This is a genomic window from Mesorhizobium sp. LNHC252B00 (assembly GCF_000502955.1).
GTDB lineage: Bacteria > Pseudomonadota > Alphaproteobacteria > Rhizobiales > Rhizobiaceae > Mesorhizobium.
This window is the reverse complement of record NZ_AYWO01000047.1, coordinates 1-19,428: the sequence shown is the minus strand read 5'-3', so window position 1 is coordinate 19,428 and position 19,428 is coordinate 1. Positions and strand designations below refer to the sequence as shown.

General features: G+C 59.1%; 12 protein-coding genes and 7 pseudogenes. 5 read left to right on the top strand and 14 right to left on the bottom strand.

The window, feature by feature from the left end; genetic code table 11:
* Nucleotide 1 precedes the first annotated feature (1 nt).
* From X744_RS141295 to X744_RS1000000174175, 7 genes and pseudogenes are all read right to left on the bottom strand, one after another.
* Entirely contained in the window at nt 2-889 is an 888-nt protein-coding gene (locus X744_RS141295) for a type IV secretion system protein (protein WP_023762840.1), read from the bottom strand.
* A gap of 58 nt (nt 890-947) precedes the next feature.
* Nucleotides 948-1,631: a type VI secretion protein gene (locus X744_RS141300; RefSeq protein WP_023785252.1), complete on the bottom strand. Its 684-nt coding sequence runs from the start codon at nt 1,629-1,631 to the stop codon at nt 948-950.
* Between the two features lie 13 nt (nt 1,632-1,644).
* Nucleotides 1,645-4,014 carry a VirB4 family type IV secretion/conjugal transfer ATPase gene (locus X744_RS141305; RefSeq protein WP_023762838.1) on the bottom strand — a complete coding sequence of 790 codons (2,370 nt, stop codon included), beginning with the start codon at nt 4,012-4,014 and terminating at the stop codon, nt 1,645-1,647.
* Complete coding sequence (locus X744_RS141310; RefSeq protein ID WP_023679584.1) at nt 4,014-4,340, bottom strand: type IV secretion system protein VirB3; 327 nt, start codon at nt 4,338-4,340, stop codon at nt 4,014-4,016. The genes X744_RS141305 and X744_RS141310 overlap by 1 nt, the downstream gene beginning before the upstream one ends.
* Nucleotides 4,340-4,645 (bottom strand): pilin major subunit VirB2, encoded by a 306-nt coding sequence (virB2, locus tag X744_RS141315; RefSeq protein ID WP_023673707.1) that lies wholly within the window; start codon nt 4,643-4,645, stop codon nt 4,340-4,342. Before virB2 ends, X744_RS141310 begins: the two co-directional genes overlap by 1 nt.
* Before the next feature lie 74 nt (nt 4,646-4,719).
* Entirely contained in the window at nt 4,720-5,505 is a 786-nt protein-coding gene (locus tag X744_RS141320) for a type IV secretion system lytic transglycosylase VirB1 (RefSeq protein ID WP_023762837.1), read from the bottom strand.
* 2 nt (nt 5,506-5,507) lie between these two features.
* Nucleotides 5,508-5,720, bottom strand: a pseudogene (locus tag X744_RS1000000174175) (lytic transglycosylase); the annotation flags it as partial.
* Nucleotides 5,721-7,015: 1,295 nt separating this feature from the next.
* Here X744_RS1000000174175 and X744_RS141325 point away from each other — a divergent pair.
* Entirely contained in the window at nt 7,016-7,741 is a 726-nt protein-coding gene (locus X744_RS141325; RefSeq protein ID WP_023685159.1) for a response regulator, read from the top strand.
* 691 nt (nt 7,742-8,432) lie between these two features.
* Here the strand turns inward: X744_RS141325 and virD4 are convergent.
* The 3 genes and pseudogenes from virD4 to X744_RS141340 form a co-directional block, all read right to left on the bottom strand.
* Nucleotides 8,433-10,178 (bottom strand): type IV secretion system ATPase VirD4, encoded by a 1,746-nt coding sequence (gene virD4 / locus X744_RS141335; protein WP_023709052.1) that lies wholly within the window; start codon nt 10,176-10,178, stop codon nt 8,433-8,435.
* A gap of 246 nt (nt 10,179-10,424) precedes the next feature.
* Nucleotides 10,425-10,967 carry a hypothetical protein gene (locus tag X744_RS1000000175700; protein WP_245266866.1) on the bottom strand — a complete coding sequence of 181 codons (543 nt, stop codon included), beginning with the start codon at nt 10,965-10,967 and terminating at the stop codon, nt 10,425-10,427.
* Between the two features lie 933 nt (nt 10,968-11,900).
* Nucleotides 11,901-12,176, bottom strand: a pseudogene (locus X744_RS141340) (integrase core domain-containing protein); the annotation flags it as partial.
* A gap of 38 nt (nt 12,177-12,214) precedes the next feature.
* Between X744_RS141340 and X744_RS01830 the strand changes: the two are divergent.
* Entirely contained in the window at nt 12,215-13,270 is a 1,056-nt protein-coding gene (locus tag X744_RS01830) for an IS110 family transposase (protein ID WP_023762831.1), read from the top strand.
* A 751-nt stretch (nt 13,271-14,021) separates the two neighbouring features.
* Nucleotides 14,022-15,941, top strand: a complete 1,920-nt coding sequence (locus tag X744_RS141345; protein ID WP_023762830.1) for a potassium transporter Kup — start codon at nt 14,022-14,024, stop codon at nt 15,939-15,941.
* 156 nt (nt 15,942-16,097) lie between these two features.
* Here the strand turns inward: X744_RS141345 and X744_RS01000000170500 are convergent.
* The 4 genes and pseudogenes from X744_RS01000000170500 to X744_RS1000000174680 all read right to left on the bottom strand — a co-directional run.
* A pseudogene (locus tag X744_RS01000000170500) lies at nt 16,098-16,777 on the bottom strand (IS6 family transposase).
* Between the two features lie 50 nt (nt 16,778-16,827).
* A pseudogene (locus tag X744_RS1000000173000) lies at nt 16,828-17,027 on the bottom strand (DUF1403 family protein); the annotation flags it as partial.
* A 198-nt stretch (nt 17,028-17,225) separates the two neighbouring features.
* Nucleotides 17,226-17,522 carry a flagellar export protein FliJ gene (locus X744_RS1000000174170; protein ID WP_198032292.1) on the bottom strand — a complete coding sequence of 99 codons (297 nt, stop codon included), beginning with the start codon at nt 17,520-17,522 and terminating at the stop codon, nt 17,226-17,228.
* A gap of 33 nt (nt 17,523-17,555) precedes the next feature.
* Nucleotides 17,556-17,777 (bottom strand): annotated as a pseudogene (locus tag X744_RS1000000174680) (flagellar export protein FliJ); the annotation flags it as partial.
* A gap of 294 nt (nt 17,778-18,071) precedes the next feature.
* Here X744_RS1000000174680 and X744_RS01000000170495 point away from each other — a divergent pair.
* Both X744_RS01000000170495 and X744_RS141350 read left to right on the top strand, forming a co-directional pair.
* Nucleotides 18,072-18,798 (top strand): annotated as a pseudogene (locus X744_RS01000000170495) (IS6 family transposase).
* Nucleotides 18,799-18,827: 29 nt separating this feature from the next.
* Nucleotides 18,828-19,241, top strand: a pseudogene (locus X744_RS141350) (ATP-binding protein); the annotation flags it as partial.
* Nucleotides 19,242-19,428: the final 187 nt, after the last annotated feature.

Genomic DNA, 19,428 nt, shown 5'->3' with positions numbered 1-19,428 from the left:
ATTAACCACCCGCCGTTTTGGCAAAGTGGCGATTGAGGCTGTTAAGAGGTCGGTTCGCACCTCCCCAAGAGCCGCCGGCGATGCTGCTGGCGATCGTCGGAAGCGCGACGATCAGAGCGTCACCAGCTAGGAAAAGCATGTCGAGCTCGTAAAGCCCGATGATCTTGGCTGCTGTCGTGCCCGAGAATTTGATCATCAAAAGCATGGCTGCCAGCGAGACTGCTTCGGCAGCGATTACTATCGTTGCAACGATGTTGAGGAGGAGAAGCAGCAGCCCGTACGAGAGCAGTTGGCCGATCCATCTGGTGGCTATGTCTCGAGTGTGATCAAAAAGGTAGCCTACAAGGACCAGGGGGCCGATCGTCAAGAGCACCTTCGTCAGAATTCCAACGGCATCGTAGATCTCGAACGCTGTCCACAGCGCGCCGTAGAAAATCCATTGCGCTCCCTCGAAAGCAAGTATGTCCTGGCCGTTCATAGGCCCAATTTCTGAAGCAATCAGCTGAAAGACATACTGGCTTGAAGCAAACATGAGATCGAGCTTCTGGGGGATTCCGATGAAGGGCAAGTCGCTGCCACTGATGTCGTGAGCCAACCTCGGAATCGTGTCGTCGAAGAGCGCTTCAATGTACTGCTGATAGTTGGCCTGCCCTAAGATAAGGGCGACGACAATCGACACCATGATTACGCGCGAGATACCCCCGCGCGCATCGACTTGACCACGCATGACCAGACAGCCTTGGATTATTATCCAGAGCGTGACACACGCAACCAGAGGCGCACTGACCGCCGCTTGGACGTTTTCAAGCACTTTGTGCAGCCCGGACGTGAAGGCCCCATGAAAGATCGTGTGTATAGTCGTGAATGGCGCGGGAATTTTGAAATTCATGGCGTGAGCCTGATGTGTCCCTGATCAGCGCAGCTGAGCCTGATGAACTCTGTGTGGTTTACGGGAGGATGCTAAACATATTAGCGGTGTCCTGATGTTCGCGACGCTGCGTGGCGGCCTCCTCCACGGCGTGAAGGCTCCCTTGTGCAGTGGCCATTGTCAGCAGACTCGTGGCCTGGACATTTTGGATCATCGCATCGTGAATCTGCTTGAGGACCAGACCGTTGGTCACGGTGGCCTGCATAATATTTCCCGAGCGGGAAAGCTGACCAAGCGTGCCGGCGTTATCCTTAAGGCGCTTGTCCATCATGCCCAAAGTGTCGGCTGCAATAGCTGCGGCATTGGCGGCCCCGGCGATTTGTCCCTGTAACAGTTTCGCTTCTGAATCGGTGCCGTTGACTATCCGATTTGGGTCCTTCGCAATGTTACGGGCCATAATCGAAGCTGGCGCCCGAGCATCAAACATCTGCTCCTCCAGCTTATTGCCCGACGGGTAATGATTTCCTTGGTTCAGTGAGCTTAGCAGTCCCGTGACAGCGAATGACGACGTTAGCATTGTCACCATTTCGATCGTGGTAGCGAGCGTCTCGATTGACCTCTCAAGGATCGCCGCATTGGAAATCGCTGTTAAGGTCGATTGTGTTTCTGTTACAGGGTCGGTGACGATCCATTGCGACCGGGCCTGTCCGTGAAGCAGAAGGGAAGCAGCAAGGGTCGTTACTGCAAGTTTGGCAAGTTTCATGAATATTCCTCCGTCAGTCTTGAACTTCATGGTACCGGGCCATGAACTTGTCGAGCCACCCACTTGGGGCGTCTCCGTGCTGGTTACGAAGCTGGTCGGCAAAGCGCACTGTGTTGGCCCGCCCCGAGAGTACGGCTACGTACTCGCGCATCTGCCCAAGATCGAATTCGCAAACAATACTCCCGCTATCGCGCTTGAGCAAAAACTTGCGGCTGCCGATTGCCATTCCCTGGCGGATTGCCTCGAACTCCTGCGCAGTGCACTTCAAGCCATCGACATACGCAGAGCGGTCCGCCGTCGGTGATGGGTAGAAAATTTTCGTCATACATTGCGCAACGAGACTAGCTCCGAGAGGCGATTCCAGAACGTGTTCAGGCTGCTGCGTTGCGAGTATCAACATGCCGTTGTTTTTGCGGACCGTGAGCAAGAACTTGTCGATAACGGCTGAGAATTGGGGGTTGAGTAGATAGAATCGAAATTCGTCGCAGCTCATGACGAACCGACGACCATCGACGATAGCGCCCACTCGATGCAGAAGGTATGCGGCGGCCGGTGCACAGACCTCCTCATATTCCAGGAGCTGCGTCATGTCGAAGCCCGTAATGGAGGCATCCAGCCTTACTTCGTCCACGTCGCCGTCAAAGGCCCATCCAAGCGCCCCCCCTCTACACCACCGCTGCAGCCGTGCTCCTGCGCCCTCGGAGGGGCTGTGCAATAGGAACTCGCGCAGGCCCGCAAGTGAGCGCATAGGGGGTTCGAACGAAAGCTGACGAACAATGCCGCGTTCCAGCCGACGGCTTTCCTCCGGCGAGATCGGACCACGGCCGTCACTCTCGATCAGGGCCATCAACCACTCGCGCAGAAAGTCCCGAGAGGCGGAGGTGTTGTCCAGTCCACGCAGAGGGGCCAAGCCGCTCGGAGCGCCTCTGCGCAACGCAAGATATGTCCCTCCCGTGGCTCGCACCAGCAGTTCACCACCCCGATCCTTGTCGAAGAAGACGATCGCACCATTGCGATCGACCAAGCTTTGCTCAAGCATCGCGAGGACAAAGGTCATCAGCGTCGTCTTGCCTTTGCCAACGGGCCCGAATATTGCCGTCATGCCGACGTCATTCTCATGGGGGATGTAGTCGAAAGAAGTTCCACCGTTTGTGCGAAAGCGCGCAACAGCATTGCCCCAGTGGCCGGAACTGGAACCGCTTGGGAAGTTCTCAAATGAGACGAGCCCGGCAAAATTGTGTGAGGTGATCGCCCCCGGGCGCGTGCGCCACCTGTTGTTCCCCGGAAGTTGGGACCAATATGCGGCCTCCATGCCGATGCCCTCTTGGACGATAACGGCGCCCGCGTCGGCCAGCCGTGCGCGGGCACTTGCTGCGCGATCTGCAAGGCTATTGAGGCTGTCGGCATAGACGCACAGGCTCAGATGATGCGAACCCATCACGAATTCGTTGCTTGCCAGTGCGTCCTCTGCCTCGGCAAGTTCATTGATCTGGGTGAGAGCCTTGTCGCCGGCACTCGTCATCTGGCTGGACTTAAGGCTTAGTTTGGCATGAGCTTGTGGGCGAGTGAGGAAGGAAAAGCTCTGGCTCAGGACAAGCGGGAAGTTGGCGGACAGCAAGGAATTTAGCATGCCCGGCCGCGTCGTCGCCGGATATTCACGGAACGAAAACAATGATCCGACGGAGCTATCCCCGGGCCTTCGAATCTCAAGCGCCCGCTTCCCGCAGATGACCTGGTCAGTGTAGATCGAGGCGCCAAGTGAGCCGGTAACCATCGGAACCGGAAGAAACCGGCAAGTCATCATGAGCCGAAGCGCCTCGCCGATTTCCGTGAAGAGCACGTTGCCTTTCTCACGAATGCCCAACCGGCGCAGACCGTAACCGCCGAGTGCGCCAGCAGTGATGTGCCAGAGGTCTTCCAGGCTCCGCATTTGGGTGGCTAGATCGTGCTCATTCCGTCTGCGGGACTTGGCAATCCGCAAGCCGATCTTGCCGATTGCGGTGCGGGGGGACACGATCAAAGTGAGGAAGTGATCGTTGCGAAAGAGCTTTCCCGACAGCACACGACGTTCGTAGGCCTCGCTCAGACTGCCAGCGAATGCACTTTGAAACTGGCGCGGCGCCGGCGCCGGCACATCGTTGTGTCTCACAAGATGAGCGTATATCGAGATATTGTCATCGGCGATGTTGCGCAAGAGAGTGTTGAACGCGCGGCAGCGCGAGTTGCGCATCTCAGCGTCTTCCAAATCAAAGGGCACACCGTTCACATGTGCCATGGCCATGATCGATCCGTCTTCCAGAAGGACAACCTGATCGCTTACGTGACCAACATACGGAAGGTAGATCTCGCCAGACCTCTCGGTCCGGCCGCTGGCGCCGAACATTACACCATTCCTCTTCCGCGTTTCGGCACTCTGATCGGATTGGCGCTGACGCTTGCGCCTCCCCAGACCGGCCCGTCCACGCTTCTGCCGGCCGTCTGCAAATAGAGCAGCACGACGCTTGCCGCGTTATAGTCACGCTCAACAACCAGCCGTGCTCCGAACCAGAGTGGCGCGAGAACGATTTCGTAGAGCGGGTTCTGAAGGATAATGATAACAAGCCCAGCCAACATCATGAGCAATCCGGCCAGCGTCAGCGGCACCCCCAGAAACAGTGCGGGGCGCGTCGCCGCCACATAGAGGGTGCTCACTTCCAACCGGTCGCTCATCAGCCACCGCCTATGAGCGCCTTGCCCAGGAAGCTGGCCCCGAACATGATGACGATCCCTCCAACGACACCCGCAACCAGGCCAAGTGAAGCACGACCGAACATCCAAGAGATACCGATGGCTACGAGCCCGAGCACGGCCAGTGATTGTCCAAAGGGGCCAAGTATGAACGTGCAGATATTCTGGACCATCTTGGCAGGATCCGTCCCTCCGGTCACCTGAGCCGCGGCTGGCCCGCTGTAGAAGACCGTCCACGCCGCGCCTGCAGCAGCAGCCGGTACATATTCAGCCGCCATGCGCAGCATGGAAAAAGGCGAAGGAACACGCGTTTTAAGCGCACGAAGTATCTTGAGTGGCGTCATCATTGCATCTCCATGTTTCAATCGAATACGAGTTTGTTCGGGTTCGCGGGTTCCCGTGCTTTCGCAGCCTGGCTGCCTGTCGGACCGGAGGGATCGGCCCCGGCGCGGTCTGGCTGATACGAGCCCCAAATGTCCCAAGAATCTTGGTTGGGCTGCTTCTTTCTATTGGCCTGTTGGCTCTGCTGGAGCAGAGGCGGCACGGCTTTCCGACCAGGTGCCTCAAGGTGAGGCACATCTCGAGCAGTCGGCTCCAGCGTTCGCTCAAGGAGACTTGAGATGTCCTTTGCGGCCGACTCGACCTTGCGTACATAACCGTTGGCGAAGCCACGCGTGACGTCGCCCGTGTTATAGGCCGAGATGGCACGGCGAAGCGCCAGTTGCTGTGCCACAGCAGTGGTGCCGCCGGCATACCGGCTTTCAAGCAAGTGGGCGGCAGCCGAAAGCGAGGCGCAGGGCTCGAAAGCCCTTTCCGGCGTAAGATTGAGCATGGCAAAGTTCTTGCTGTTTATCTGCATCAATCCAACATCGACAGAATGTTGTGCTTCGAGGCGTTCCTTGATGCCCCGCGTGGCTTCCAGGTGGTCTATCCAGCGAAGCTGCTCACCTGTGGTGTTGTCATGAGCCACCAGCGTGTCAAAGCCACTTTCAATCTTGGCAATCGCGGCGAGGGTGGACGGCGCAACCCAGGGAGCGCATTTGCGCGACAGGCTGCGGAACTCACGCGGAGAGAGTGGCGCGGGCTCGGCTGGGAGTGACATGGATGTCAACAGGACGATGGCCAGCGGCCAAGCTGCAATAAACATTNGCGAAGCTGCTCACCTGTGGTGTTGTCATGAGCCACCAGCGTGTCAAAGCCACTTTCAATCTTGGCAATCGCGGCCAGGGTGGACGGCGCAACCCAGGGAGCGCATTTGCGCGACAGGCTGCGGAACTCACGCGGAGAAAGTGGCGCGGGCTCGGCTGGGAGTGACATGGATGTCAACAGGACGATGGCCAGCGGCCAAGCTGCAATAAACATTTCCTATCACCTACCTTTCCAAGCCGCCGGACGGGTTCTGGCCCTGTCCGGCACGCGCTTATCGGGGAGGTTTGTTACTGTGTGATGTTCAAGTTCAGCTTTTCGGTTTCAACTGAAGCAAAGACCGTGTTCGTGTCAGCGTGGGTGAGCATCTTGCGCATGCGTGGGTGGCGCGGGCCCGATCAGCCAGCGACATCCGGAGCATCTTGGTACGATGACTCCTGTGCAGGATTGCTCGTCCCGGCCGTCCGTTGCTCCTGGAGTGTGGGCCGCGACTTCGGCGCCATGGATGGTACTTCTGTCAGCGCCAAGCCAAGGACAAAATGGGGAGCTTGGCGGGTTTGTTCAGGCTCGGGATCACCGTGGGGAATCGACGAAGGCGATAAAGCAGCCCAACTTTGCCGGTATGCTGCCGGTGCTTAAAGAGCAGCCATGCGCGGCCCTGCACACTCAGATCATTGCTTGAGTCGCGAGCTCGTCCGCGAAGCTGGCTCGAAGGCGCAAATCCGCGGGGGCGAGGGTCAACTGGGAAGACGTAGCGGCGCAGCCCATCCTGGTGCGAGCCTGGTTCAGCTGTTCGGCCGCCGCCGCCGCCATAGGGAGGATCATGCACAGTCCCATCGGCAGAAAACCGCACGTCATTGACGGAGTCCGACGGCGCAGTGGACAAGCATAGTGACACGCTCAAGATGGAGGAGTTGCAGTAACTGAGAAATGTTAGCCCGGACGTTCACCGCAACCGGCGACCTGCCGGTCGCCCGAACAGCATTTGAGGCCGCCGGCCACCTTGGACGAAGCCGGCTTGGCAGTAGACATACTATTTGGCACAAGGCCGCTGCAGCGAATCACGGTCTTCTTCCGCCGACCGCCTCTCCGATCAAGCCAAACGCCGCGCTGCCCAACCATGTCCGAGCTGGATCCACGAGCCGGAGGATATCGAGATGATCCAGGTCCGCAAACTCCAGGATGACCAGGATGCAAGGGCATAGCAGGAAACTTGGCATCCATGAGGTCGAACTCGAGTGATATTGGCAGGCCTGCACCAACGGGGGAGCTCGAAGCGAAAAAGCGAAGGACCACACGGCAGGGTCATGTCGGCGCTTGGACCTGTCTGATGGCCACGGGCTGCCTTGGTGCGGTCAATTCGCTGGGGATGAAAAGAACAGGACGAGCACGGCCTCACATTGGCCGCACGCAACGGCGAGTGGTATCAAGGAGCAGCTGTTCTGGGTCGGTGCCCCAGGGTTGCTCGGCAACAGGTTTAGACAAGGGGATTCAAGATTGAAGGTGTGCCGTTGAAACATGTTCTTGTCATTGACGATGATGCCGCAATGCGGCGCCTCATCGCCGAGTATCTCACGATGCATGCCCTGAAGGTAACCGCAGTCCACGATAGCAAGCAGTTTGACTATGTTCTTTCACGTGAGCCAGTCGATCTCGTGGTTGTTGACCTTAACCTAGGCCGGGAGGATGGACTTGCGATCGTCCGCAATCTGGCGACAAAATCGGATGTTCCTATCATAGTGATCAGCGGCGACCGGCTTGATGAGGCGGAAAAAGTGGTTGCACTGGAGCTCGGCGCAACCGATTTCATTCCCAAGCCTTTCGGGATGCGCGAATTCTTGGCCCGCATTCGAGTAGCGCTACGCCAGCGCATTTCTAGTCCGCGAACCAGAGAGCAGCGCTCATTTCGCTTTGGGGCCTGGAAGCTCAGCGTGAAGCAGCGGCGACTGATCTGTGCGGAGCGTGGCGAGGTCAAGCTTACCGCATGTGAGTTCAATCTCTTGATCGCATTTCTGGAGAACCCCCGCAACGTGCTATCCAGAGAACGGCTTTTGCTCGCGAGCCGTGTGCGTGGAGAAGAGGTGTACGATCGAAGTATCGATGTCCTAATCATGCGCTTGCGCCGAAAGCTGGAGGCTGATGCGGCCAACCCTCGCCTGGTCAAAACATCCCGTGGCGCAGGGTACTTCTTCAACGCTGACGTAGATGTTAGCTACGGAGGCACGTTGGCCGCGTGACAGTGAGCTATGCTGGAGATTGGGGTGACGAGGCTGATCAAGCCTTCCAACAGTACCAGCCTGATCAATTACGGCGAGAGCTACCGGTCCGGAGATCGCATCAGCGCCTCTCTGCATAGGCACGCGGCCGCCTGAATTGCCGATTTCGCTCAGCTGCTGCTGAATGGCGACGGCTTGCGGCGTATTCAGGGCCCTATGCGTCTCCGCTGGCCACAACAGCGCTGTGGAATGTTCATTGTTGGGACGACTCACTCGGGTGGCAGGTGGTTGCCCTGGTCAAGCGCATCCGGCGAGGGGCGGATCTGCTGTTCGCTGGCAGCCAAGACTGGGGGCGGCGGCCCGAACTCCGGCGTCCCAGAGCTTGCGCAAGCCTCCGACACGCTTCTGTTGAGGTCATCCCGTCCAGCGAGCATCCCTGGGTTGCTGAAAAAAGACGAGGCGGCTTGATGATTCTGCCCTCGCTGAAGCACCTCGCGAAACCCCCTGTTCCAGTCGCAGAAGCTCCTCTGGATTGGTTGGCGGCTCGTCAGCTCGACCATCGAACAGCGGCCGGAGCGCCTCGGACACGTGCTGCTCAAAGCCCACTTGCCGGGCTTGGCCCGCTTGCCCCTCTTCCAAGCCGGCGTCCTGCACCTGCGACAAAGCTGTTACACGGGATGGATTTTTTCGCGGGGTCCACACCAGCCTCACATCAAACTGTATCGTCAAAGTCCTGCGCCAATTCACACAGCGGGTCATCGAGTTGAGATTCGGCGGAGAGCGCCTCCTCTGCTCCCGTCAAGGGCGCCGGCTCCGGGAGGGCGCCTGTCTGGCGTTCAAAGATGCGTTTCAGAATGCGATCCGAGAAATAACGCACCTTCCTCAATTTTAATGGTGGCAGACCTTTGATGAGAACAATCTCGTAGTCGTCATCGAGCAGCCGAACCTGTTCGGGACGCAATAGCGGTGCACCTTGATGTGAATTCTGAATGGTCCAGTCGAACGTTCGCGCCTGGCTGTGGGAAATCGATTTGGCTTCAAACGTGTATTCACCGATGGCCTTGGAAATGTAGTTCGGAGTCTCGTCATCAGCCGTGGCCATGAACACTTGCAGTCCGGTATTGCTGAGAAAATTCTGCTTGCCAGCCTCTCCATAAGCCCCCGTCAGTGCCGAAAGGCTTTGGATGATGAGCATGAAACGCCCCTTGTAGCCCGCGATAGTCGTGATTGCGGTCTCGATCGCCTCCAGCTTACCCAAGTGCTTGAACTCGTCGAGCAGGAAGAGAACCTCGTGCTTTTCATCCCGGCGGGCCAGCGACCGCTGCAGAATTGAAACGATTTGCTGAAAAAACAAGCGTATCAGAGGCGCGATCACCTCAAGGTCGTTCGGACCAACGCAAAGATAGATGCACGTTCTGCGACGGCGAAGATCATAGACCGAAAAGTCCGAGCGACTTGTGGCCGCCTTTACAGCGGGATCCGCCCACAGGTTGAGCCCGCCATCGCCGAGCACGGAAGTGTAGGAGGTTAGGATTTTCGTATCGTTCCCCGCCATGTCGTCGAAGATGCGTTGTGCCTCTTTGTTCTGGGTCTCCATGGCGAGTCGCGCGAAGAGCTTAAACTTCTCCCCCGGCTGGGCGAAGAGGTCATAGACGGCGCCGATTGTTGGCGTGCCCCGCTCGATGCAGGCAAGGATTCCCGCGACAAAGATATCTCGCGCGCCGCTGACGAAACCTTCCGCGCCCTCCCCCTTGGCCGTAATCAGGTTTGCGGCCAAGCGGCGGGCTTCGGTGAATTGCTGCTGTGGAGGCAACGCTATAAGATCCAACAGCGGATTGTAGCAGTTTGTGCGCCGCTCCGAATCCAGCGGCGCGAATTTAAACACGTCGTCACCTGCGGCTTTGCGCGCCCTCGAGGTGAGCTCAAAGAGCTCCCCCTTGACGTCCAGAGCTATCACCGAGCCTTTGAATGTAAGTAGCGTTGGAATGACTATGCCGACGCCCTTGCCAGCGCGGGTCGGTGCAACGATGAGGCTGTGAGGCTGCTCGCCATTGGTCAGGTAGTAGCCAGGCCAGAAAGGGCCACTTGTCTTCCCAAACACCGGCCCTGTCACGCCACGGTATCGTCGCAGATATCCCGTGCGTCGCATTTCATCCACTCGAGCCCAACGAGCCGTCCCGTGGTGTTCGAGCTTGCGGCGCAATACGATCTGCTGAATCAGCAAGACGACCGCGGACGTCGAGAGCACGATAGCCGCGCCCCGATAGAAAACGGGGGTTGCGAAACCCAAATAGAAGGGCGTCTCAAACCAAAAGGCACGGACATCAAACGCCATCAGAGCCTCGCCGCTGCCGCCGTGGCGGAAGGTTGCGTAAAGACTTGCCGCACAGAAGCCCACGGCGAGTGAGCACGCGATGCTAATGGCTATGTTGGGGGGCGTCGTTTTTGTTGAAAGCATTGTTCCATTGCCGGATTAGCCGTAGCTAATGCTGCGCGTGCTTCAGAGACCGAACCGGCGTCGCGCGATGTCGCCGCTCGACAGATCGATGCCGCAGTGGGTGGTGCGATGCTTGCAGCGCATCACCCGGCAGACGTGGTTTTTGAAAGTTACACTAAGCAGGTACGTCAACGGCCAGCGAATTGGAACGGCAAGGCCGTAAACGGAATTCGGGAGAGAAAGCGTCACTGTACCATGGCCGAGACCTCAACGGCCGGAGCGATCTCTGCTTCTGGTGGCCTCCATTAGGTCCTCTCGGGCGTGATTGTAGGCTTGGCTTATGGACCGCCCGACTTGAGCACCCCGCTGCAGCTGTTCATAGGAGGTTTGCGGGCCTACTGTATCACGGACTGCAGCCTCAATACCTGCTATGTGGCCGTCCAGATTCGCACTCCGTTCCTCTGCTGCATGCTGCGGCGGCGGCATGTGCGGCAAGATGTCTTGCATGCCGGGAAAAACTGAGTGAGCTTGGGCCTGTTGATTTGCGTCTAACTGGGGATACATGTTGAGAATAGCATTGGATGCCATGTTTCTGACATTGCCATCCGGATCAGAAGAAGCCAATCCAATGGCCTGATCAAGAATGCGAGATTTATTTTCGTCAGTAAACTTACTGAAGTGCGGCGCAACGTAATAAGCTCCGAGAGCTTGCGACGGCGGATCCATGTTGCCAATGCGATTAACAATAGCATCTTGCAGCCCTGGCGTTAGGTAATCGCCTAGATTACTGGCCGCTCCGACTTTCTGCAATGCTATGTCATCCGTGCTGTACCCCAATTCGGCTGTTAATGTCGCGGCCAGATTGATGGCTGATCGTCCAAGCCGATTGGTCCGCCTTTCAAATCTCGCGAGGTCAGTTTCTGGCCCGGGTTGAGTGCCCCGAACGGCTGTTCGCTCGTGCGTCCCGAGGCCTTTGAAGCCCCCAAGATTTCGCGCTGTATCGCGCGGGTTAGCGGTTACCAGCCGTTCTGCAACATCGCTCAATGGCCCCTCTGGAACGTCACGGAGGCTACTGCTCCCCGCGCCTTGAGATGATCTTGCAGCTGCGCGTGCCCGTTTGTTATCGCGATCCATTGCTCGCCTCCAAAGTAGTTATTGTACCCAATGAGGTTACCACCGAAGCTTGACCTGCTAAACCGATATGATGTTACAGTTGTAGTCTGGCAAAGGGTTCCCAGCTCTGTGGGTCTGCCAAGGGCCCGTCCAAGCCGAAGAAAATACGATGAAGCTGGCATCAAATGCGGTGTGAACGGCCCGGGCTTTCCGGAGGCCGTTTCGTTTGAGTTACGCGGCTATGGCTGGTTCATCCAACATGGCGTAGTAGCGTTCCTCGGCTTCGGCCGGCGGGATGTTGCCGATNGCCGTTCTGCAACATCGCTCAATGGCCCCTCTGGAACGTCACGGAGGCTACTGCTCCCCACGCCTTGAGATGATCTTGCAGCTGCGCGTGCCCGTTTGTTGTCGCGATCCATTGCTCGCCTCCAAAGTAGTTATTCTACCCAATGAGGTTACCACCGAAGCTTGACCTGCTAAACCGATATGATGTTACAGTTGTAGTATGGCAAAGGGTTCCCAGCTCTGTGGGTCTGCCAAGTGCCCGTCCAAGCCGAAGAAAATACGATGAAGCTGGCATCAAATGCGATGTGAACTGCCCCGGGCATTCCGGTTGCCGTTTCGTTTGAGTCACGCGGCTATGGCTGGTTCATCCAACATGGCGTAGTAGCGTTCCTCGGCTTCGGCCGGCGGGATGTTGCCGATGGGCTCCAGCAGCCGGCGATTGTTGAAGCAGTCGACCCATTCGAGCGTGGCGAACTCGACGGCCTCGAATGAGCGCCAGGGTCCGCGTCGATGGATCACCTCGGCCTTGTAAAGACCGTTGATCGTTTCCGCGAGAGCATTATCGAAAGAGTCGCCGACACTGCCCACCGAGGGTTCGACGCCGGCCTCCGCCAAGCGCTCCCGCCGAGCCAGCGGCGTGGCAGAATTGCCATCGCAGAATGGGCTGCGGACAACAGGAGGAACGACATGAACAACGTCACCATCATTGCATCGATCTGGCGAAGCGCGTCTTCCACGCTCATGGCGCTCACGCCGACGGCGGCGTCGCATTCCGGAAGAGAATGGCTCGCTCTCAGGTCCTCCCGTTTTTGGCCCGACAGCCAACCTGTGTGGTCGCCATGGAGGCCTGCGCGAGCGCACACGAATGGGGCCGGGCAATTCGGGAGCTGGGCCACGAGGTGAGGCTCATCCCGCCCAGCTACGTCAAGCCTTATGTAAAGCGCCAGAAGAACGACACCGCCGATGCCGAGGCCATAGCTGAAGCGGGATCTCGACCAACGATGAGGTTCGTGGCGGTGAAGACGGAAGAGCAGCAAGCGAGGTCGATGGTGTTCCGAACGCGCGATTTGCTGGTGCGCCAGCGCACGCAGCTGATCAACGCCTTGCGGGGTCATCTTGCCGAACACGGCGTCATCGCACCGCAAGGTCCGGCTCACCTGAAAACCTTGGCTGCCGCGATTGATGCCGCCGAATCTACGATGCCCCAACTGGTTGTCGACGTTGGTCGCGTCTACTTGGAGCAGGTCGATCGGTTGAGCTGCGAAGTTGCCGAGCTGGAGAAAATCCTCCGCCGCGAAGCTCAGTGTGGGGAGGATACACGCCGCCTTCAGACCATGCCGGGAATTGGCCCGATCACGGCCATGGCGGTGGAAGCGTTCGCGCCCCCAATGGCGACCTTCAAGCGCGGTCGCGACTTCGCCGCCTGGCTGGGGCTGGTGCCGGTTCAACATTCGACAGGCGGAAAGCAGCGGCTCGGCCGCACGTCGAAAATGGGCCAGCGGGACATCCGACGGCTGCTGATCATCGGCGCCATGGCCGTCATACAGTGGGCCTCCCGCCGCGGCGCCCGACCCGGCTCATGGCTCGCCCGAATGCTGGATCGCAAACCGCTGATGCTGGTTGCCATGGCGTTGGCCAACAAGATGGCTCGCTCGGTATGGGCGATGTTGACAAAGAAAGAGGATTACCGGGATCTTGGCAGCGCGGCAGCATGAGCATGCACTCGGCGACTGCGAGGCCATGATGGGCGGCATGTGAGGAGGTCGTGAACGTCAAGGGCAAATGATCGGTCTGATCGGGATCAGGAAATGTACCGAGGCTCCAAGAGCGAAAAGCTCGTCGAGTTGATTTGCGCCTGATCCGCGTATCTCCATGACGGCCAGCGGCACCTCCGACGCCGCATCACAGGCCTGACACATGACCGCACCCGATCACATGCTCGAAGACGCGAAAGGCACTTGCATGAAACGGGGCATCCACACATGGAGCCTCCGATCAACCCGGGGCGGCACACAACAAGGGTCACGGATCAATCTGGGCGGGAACCCTAGAGAATCAGCCCTCAGAGCCTTTGGTAATAGACCGACCCCTCGCACCTGTTTGGGCTGGGTGTACAAGTCAGGTTTTCATCAGGTTGGACGAGTATGTCTGGCAGCCAGAGCGCGACCACTTCCGTGCCCGCCCGCTCGTCTGGCAGACACACAAAGGAGAAAGATATGCCGTCAGCTACAAGCAGCGCCATCGTTTCCTGCCGCAGATCATCGCCCATCCGGTCTGGCCCTCCTTCAGGTCCCCTTGAGCCTGTGTCTCGTCGAGGAAATGGCCCGGGAGCGGGATCGTGGTTTCGTATGAGACAATCCGCCGGTGCGGCAACAAATGCGGTCCGCATCCGGAGCCATTACGTGGCGGCACTTGATATTGCAGTGCAGCAAAGGTAGAGGGCCGCCCCTTATCGGAGTGTCGTCCATGGTCCTTACCAATACCGGTAGCGAGGCAGAACCCGTCGAACAGTCGAGCCATCCGGCAATCGAACAGCAAAGCCCCAAGGTGCTGATGCTAGGCGCGCTCGGCGTTGTCTATGGCGATATTGGCACCAGCCCGATCTACGCGTTCCGTGAGGCGCTGGTGGCGTCGTCGGGCGGCAATGTCGCCGAGCGCGGCGATATCCTCGGCGTGCTGTCGCTGATCATCTGGTCGCTGACTATCATCGTCACCATCAAGTACATCATGTTCGTGCTGCGCGCCGATAACGGCGGCGAGGGCGGCGTGCTGTCGCTGATGGCGCTGGCGCGCGGCAGTTTTCCGAAACGCTCGGCGCTGATGCTCGGCATCGGCATCGTCGGCGCCTCGCTGTTTTTCGGCGACGCGGTCATCACGCCCGCGATTTCGGTGCTGTCGGCTGTCGAGGGTATGAACGTCGTCACGCCGACCTTCCAGCCCTATGTGGTGCCGCTGACACTGGTCATCCTGGCCATGGTGTTCGCGGTGCAGCGCTTTGGCACCGGCGGGGTGGGATTGGTGTTCGGCCCGGTGACCGCCGTATGGTTCCTGGCAATTGGCCTTTCCGGTCTCAACCACATCATCGCCGATCCAGAAATCCTGTGGGCGGTGAGCCCGCACTACATCGTCGCCTTCCTGATCAATTCGCCCGACGTCGCTTTCGTGACCATCGGCGCCATCTTCCTCGCCGTCACCGGCGCCGAAGCACTCTATGCCGATCTCGGCCATTTCGGCCGCAAGCCGATCGTGCTGGCCTGGCTGGCGATCGTGTTTCCCTGCCTGCTGCTCAATTATGCCGGGCAAGGCGCCTTCGTGCTGGCCAAGAACGGCGTCGTCGGCCATCCATTCTTCGAGATGAACGAAGGCTGGACGCTGATCCCGATGGTCGTGCTGGCGACGGCCGCGACCGTCATCGCCAGCCAGGCGGTCATCTCCGGCGCCTTCTCGCTGACCCGACAGGCGGTGCAGCTCAATATGCTGCCGCGCCTCGAAATCCTGCACACCTCGGAACGGCAGTCGGGCCAGATCTACATGCCGCGCGTCAATCTGTTGCTGGCGCTGGCGGTGATGCTGCTGGTCGTCGGTTTCGGCGAATCGAGCAAGCTCGCCTCCGCCTATGGCATCTCGGTGACCGGCAACATGCTGGTGACGACGGTGCTGCTGTTCGTCGTCATGACCCGGATCTGGAAATGGCGGCTGTGGGTGGCGGTCGCCATGACGGCGCTGTTCGGTTTCATCGACATCGGCTTCTTTGCCTCCAACATCGTCAAGGTGTTCGAGGGTGGCTGGGCTTCGCTGGCGGTGGCCTTCACCATTGTGCTGGCTATGTGGACCTGGGTGCGCGGCAGCCGCTATCTCTTCGACAAGACCCGCCGCAACGAAATCCCGCTCGATTTCCTCGCCGGCAATCTCCTGAAGAAAGAGCCGCAGCTGGTGTCCGGCACCGCGGTGTTCCTGACGAGCGATCCACTCAGCGCGCCAACCGCGCTGATGCACAGCCTGAAGCACTACAAGGTGCTGCACGAGCAGAACGTCATCCTTTCGGTGGTGACCGCGCCGCAACCGGTGGTGCCCGACAGCGACCGGGTCAAGATGGAGACGGTCAACGAGCTGTTCATGCGGGTGACGCTGACCTTCGGCTACATGGAGCAGCCGAACATCCCGCGCGCGCTGGCGATCTGCCGCAAGCAAGGCTGGAAGTTCGACATCATGACGACATCCTTCTTCCTGTCGAGGCGCTCGCTCAAAGCCTCGCCCAATTCGGGCATGCCGGTGTGGCAGGACAAGCTGTTCATCGGCCTGGCACGCACGGCCGCCGATGCGACCGAATATTTCCAGATCCCGACCGGACGCGTCGTCGAGATCGGAACGCAAGTGACGATTTAGGGCATGCCGCGGTTGAGAAGAATCGGTGCTGTCACATTGAATGAGCGTTAAGGAAATTCAGGTAGCAGCGCGCCCGGCACTGTAAGTTTCAGCGGCTTGATGCAGCGATAGCTGGCCGGGACGGCTGTCACGCTGTGGCGACACACGCGATTTTGTTCAGATTTGCATGGGGGCGTTACGCAGGTCTCGATGTTGAGCCGATGACAGCGCATTGCAGGGAAAGTGAGCAGGTCGGCAATCGGATCATGGATGGAAACGAACCGCTGAAGCTGGCGTGCCGACTTGAAGCGTTTCATGATCCTTTCGCGTCGTCGGGTCGGCTGGTGCGAATTTTCCGCTCGATTATTCAGGCCTGTGTGCGACCGGTGTTCGACGCCGGGCATGAGGGCGCGCATGGCGGCATCATAGGATCGGAGCCTGTCGGTGATCATGATCCGTGGTGTCCGCCCTTGAGCTTTCAGCAACTTGCGCATCAGATGCTTTGCCGCCTTGGCATTTCGGCGGCTTTGTACCAGCACTTCGAGGACGAAGCCGTCCTGATCGACGGCACGCCAGAGCCACTGCTTCTTGCCACTGATAGCCACGACACATTCGTCGAGATGCCATTTGTCGCCCAGGCAGCCGGCTGATATTGATCTCCTGGGCGAAATGCCGTCCGAATTTCTCCGCGCAGCTTCGAACGGTCTGATGCGTGACCATGATGCCGCGGGCCGCCAGCATGTCCTCAACCACGCGCAGGCTGAGCGGAAAGCGAAAGTAGAGCCATACCGCGTGCGCAATGATCTCGGGGGAAAGCGGTGGCGACCATAGAGCGGACCACGAGCAACTTCTGACATGGCCCAATGTACGCACATCTTCATAAGCTGTCGGTTGACTTTACGGTGCCGCGCCAAGCGAGCAGCATCCGGCCGGCGGGGCCGACCCCGTCTCCCGGCCGTGAGCAGAACGGCATCACGCAGGGGCCGCTTCATCCTCGACGCGGCCAGCCTGCTTTGCCGTTACCGCCGCCGCCGAAAGCGCCAGGCGTTGCCGCCAGGCGCCGGTCCGCCGGCAGCGGTTCGTCTCCACCGATGATCCGATTGCCAACCAATTCCACTTTCCCCCATACCTGCGTAACGCCGCTATGCAAATCTGGAACAAAATCGCGTATGTCCCCGCAGCATGACAGCCGTCCCGACCAGCTATCGCTGCATCAAGACGCTGATATCTTTAGGTGCCCGCACGCCTCTCGCGCGCCAACGGCCAGTCGGTGTCGCGAATTGAGGCGCGCTGAAGCCATCCGGCTCAGCCGATCATGGCGCTTCGGTTGCCGGGTTCGAGGTCGTGGCCTCTGCCGCTGCGCGATTCTAGCATTTGCGCCTTGGAGAGCTCTGCTTCAGCCTCGGCGAGGCATGGCTCGGCTGCGGTTCTCTGCCGCAGAAGGTCCGATTGCGAATTCTTGACGTTGTCACGACGTAGGCGAGCGGCCTTGGCGAACGTCGGATAAGCGAAATGATTGACATCGGAAATGCCGGCCTTCGTTTCCTCGGCGTTTATCTGGAAGTCCAGTTCTCGCGCCATGCGTTCGAAATCGGCAATCATGATGTCTAGCTGGTGCAACTGTCGCNAATTCTTGACGTTGTCACGACGTAGGCGAGCGGCCTTGGCGAACGTCGGATAAGCGAAATGATTGACATCGGAGATGCCGGCCTTCGTTTCCTCGGCGTTTATCTGGAAGTCCAGTTCTCGCGCCATGCGTTCGAAATCGGCAATCATGATGTCTAGCTGGTGCAACTGTCGCCGCTTCTCATTCACCTGAAATTGCTTCAGTCGGACCAGATTACCTCGTGGCTTCATGACTCGGTACTCCGGTACCCATTTCGTCCAATCAAACCGCTCTCTCCCCTTGACGTTAGGCCTACAGCGACTCTCACGTTTTCTGCTGCGAGCGGAAACATATTTTCCAAAATCCTTGGCCGATGGCTATGAGTTCAATGCATCGACAAGCATGCGAGCGGGGGACTTAAGGGGCGGTAAAAAAAGGCGGAATAGGGCGATTTTCACAATGTCTGCATATGAACGCGTTGAGACCTGCGGCGGGCTTGACACACAAAGCAATCGTCAAGATTTGCGACATGGACGCCGGGGGGCATGAATACGCCCGCCGTCAGCTACCCCCCGATTTCCGCCGCCTATTATCGCCCACGCGGTCTGGCTTTATTTCCGGTTTCCGCTGAGCCTGCGCCTGGTTGAGGAAATGCTGCTGGAACGCGGCATCGTGGTTTCGTATGAGACAAGTCGCCGGTGGGGCATCAAGTTCGGGCTGGACTGCGCTCGCTGCTTGCGCCGCAAGCCGCCGTGCCGGAATGATGTCTGGTACCTGAAGGAAGTGGTCGTCACCATCGCCCGGCAAAAAGCTTTGGTTGTGGCGCGCCGTCGACCAGGATGGATATGTGCTGGACGAAATCGTGCAAAACCGCCGCAACACCAAGGCCGCCAAGCGCTTGCTGACGCGGCTGTTGAAGAAGCAGGGGCTCGCGCCGAAGCGCATGATCACCGACTAGCTGCGCTCGTATGGAGCGGCAAAGCGACAGGTGATGCCGGACGTCAAGCACCGGTCGCACAAGGGGTTGAACAACGGAGCGGAGAATTCCCATGTGCCGCCGCGAAAACGGGAGCGGATGATGCAGGGGTCCGATCGCCGGGAGGCCTGCAACGCTTCGTCTCGACCTTGTCAGCCCTCCGCAACCTCTTCGTCCAGCCCCGCCCCAAACGTTCTGCTCTCGCCATACATGTTCATCGCCTCAGCGCGATGGCGCTGGTGATATCACGACGCGTTTGTACCGCTCGACCTACGCCACAGGTGCCGACGCTGTGACGAGCTTCGTCGGTCGCGTGTCGAGTGACGGCACCGGAACCGGCAAGTCGCATCTGGCAATCGCCATTGCTCGGGCCCTGATCCGCAACGGCTCACGTGGCCGCTTCTTCAACGTCGTCGATCTCGTCAACCGGCTCGAGACCGAGCACCGCGGCGGCAAGCAGGGCCGTATCGCCGATTACCTCACCCGGCTCGACTTCGTCGTGCTCGATGAACTCGGCTATCTCCCGTTCGCGCAGGCCGGCGGGCAATTGCTCTTCCACCTGATCAGCAGGCTCTACGAACGGACCTCGATCATCGTCACCACCAACCTGGCGTTCGGCGAATGGCCCGCCGTCTTCGGCGACGCCAAGATGACGACGGCGCTGCTCGACCGTCTCACCCATCATTGCGAGATCATCGAGACCGGAAACGAATCCTGGCGCTTCAAGAACCGCGCCTGATCACCCCATCAACTGCCAAGCCCTATCCGCGCTCGCCCGGGCTGCGCAACCCTGACCAGCTCCGCCCGGGCGAACGCTGACCGCTGCGCACTACATCAGGGGGGTCAAAATTGGGGTCTGACGCACTCTCGATGAAGTTCGGGATCATATGGCACCGATCAGCCTGGCTTGCAGGAGGTCGAGCTTT

Bases quoted from the DNA above. Each gene is read 5' to 3' on its own strand.
- X744_RS141295 (WP_023762840.1), bottom strand. From the start codon at position 889: ATGAATTTCAAAATTCCCGCGCCATTCACGACTATACACACGATCTTT.
- X744_RS141300 (WP_023785252.1), bottom strand. From the start codon at position 1,631: ATGAAACTTGCCAAACTTGCAGTAACGACCCTTGCTGCTTCCCTTCTG.
- X744_RS141305 (WP_023762838.1), bottom strand. From the start codon at position 4,014: ATGTTCGGCGCCAGCGGCCGGACCGAGAGGTCTGGCGAGATCTACCTT.
- X744_RS141310 (WP_023679584.1), bottom strand. From the start codon at position 4,340: ATGAGCGACCGGTTGGAAGTGAGCACCCTCTATGTGGCGGCGACGCGC.
- virB2 (WP_023673707.1), bottom strand. From the start codon at position 4,645: ATGCTGCGCATGGCGGCTGAATATGTACCGGCTGCTGCTGCAGGCGCG.
- X744_RS141320 (WP_023762837.1), bottom strand. From the start codon at position 5,505: ATGTTTATTGCAGCTTGGCCGCTGGCCATCGTCCTGTTGACATCCATG.
- virD4 (WP_023709052.1), bottom strand. From the start codon at position 10,178: ATGCTTTCAACAAAAACGACGCCCCCCAACATAGCCATTAGCATCGCG.
- X744_RS01830 (WP_023762831.1), top strand. From the start codon at position 12,215: ATGGGCTGCGGACAACAGGAGGAACGACATGAACAACGTCACCATCAT.
- X744_RS141345 (WP_023762830.1), top strand. From the start codon at position 14,022: ATGGTCCTTACCAATACCGGTAGCGAGGCAGAACCCGTCGAACAGTCG.
- X744_RS1000000174170 (WP_198032292.1), bottom strand. From the start codon at position 17,522: ATGATTGCCGATTTCGAACGCATGGCGCGAGAACTGGACTTCCAGATA.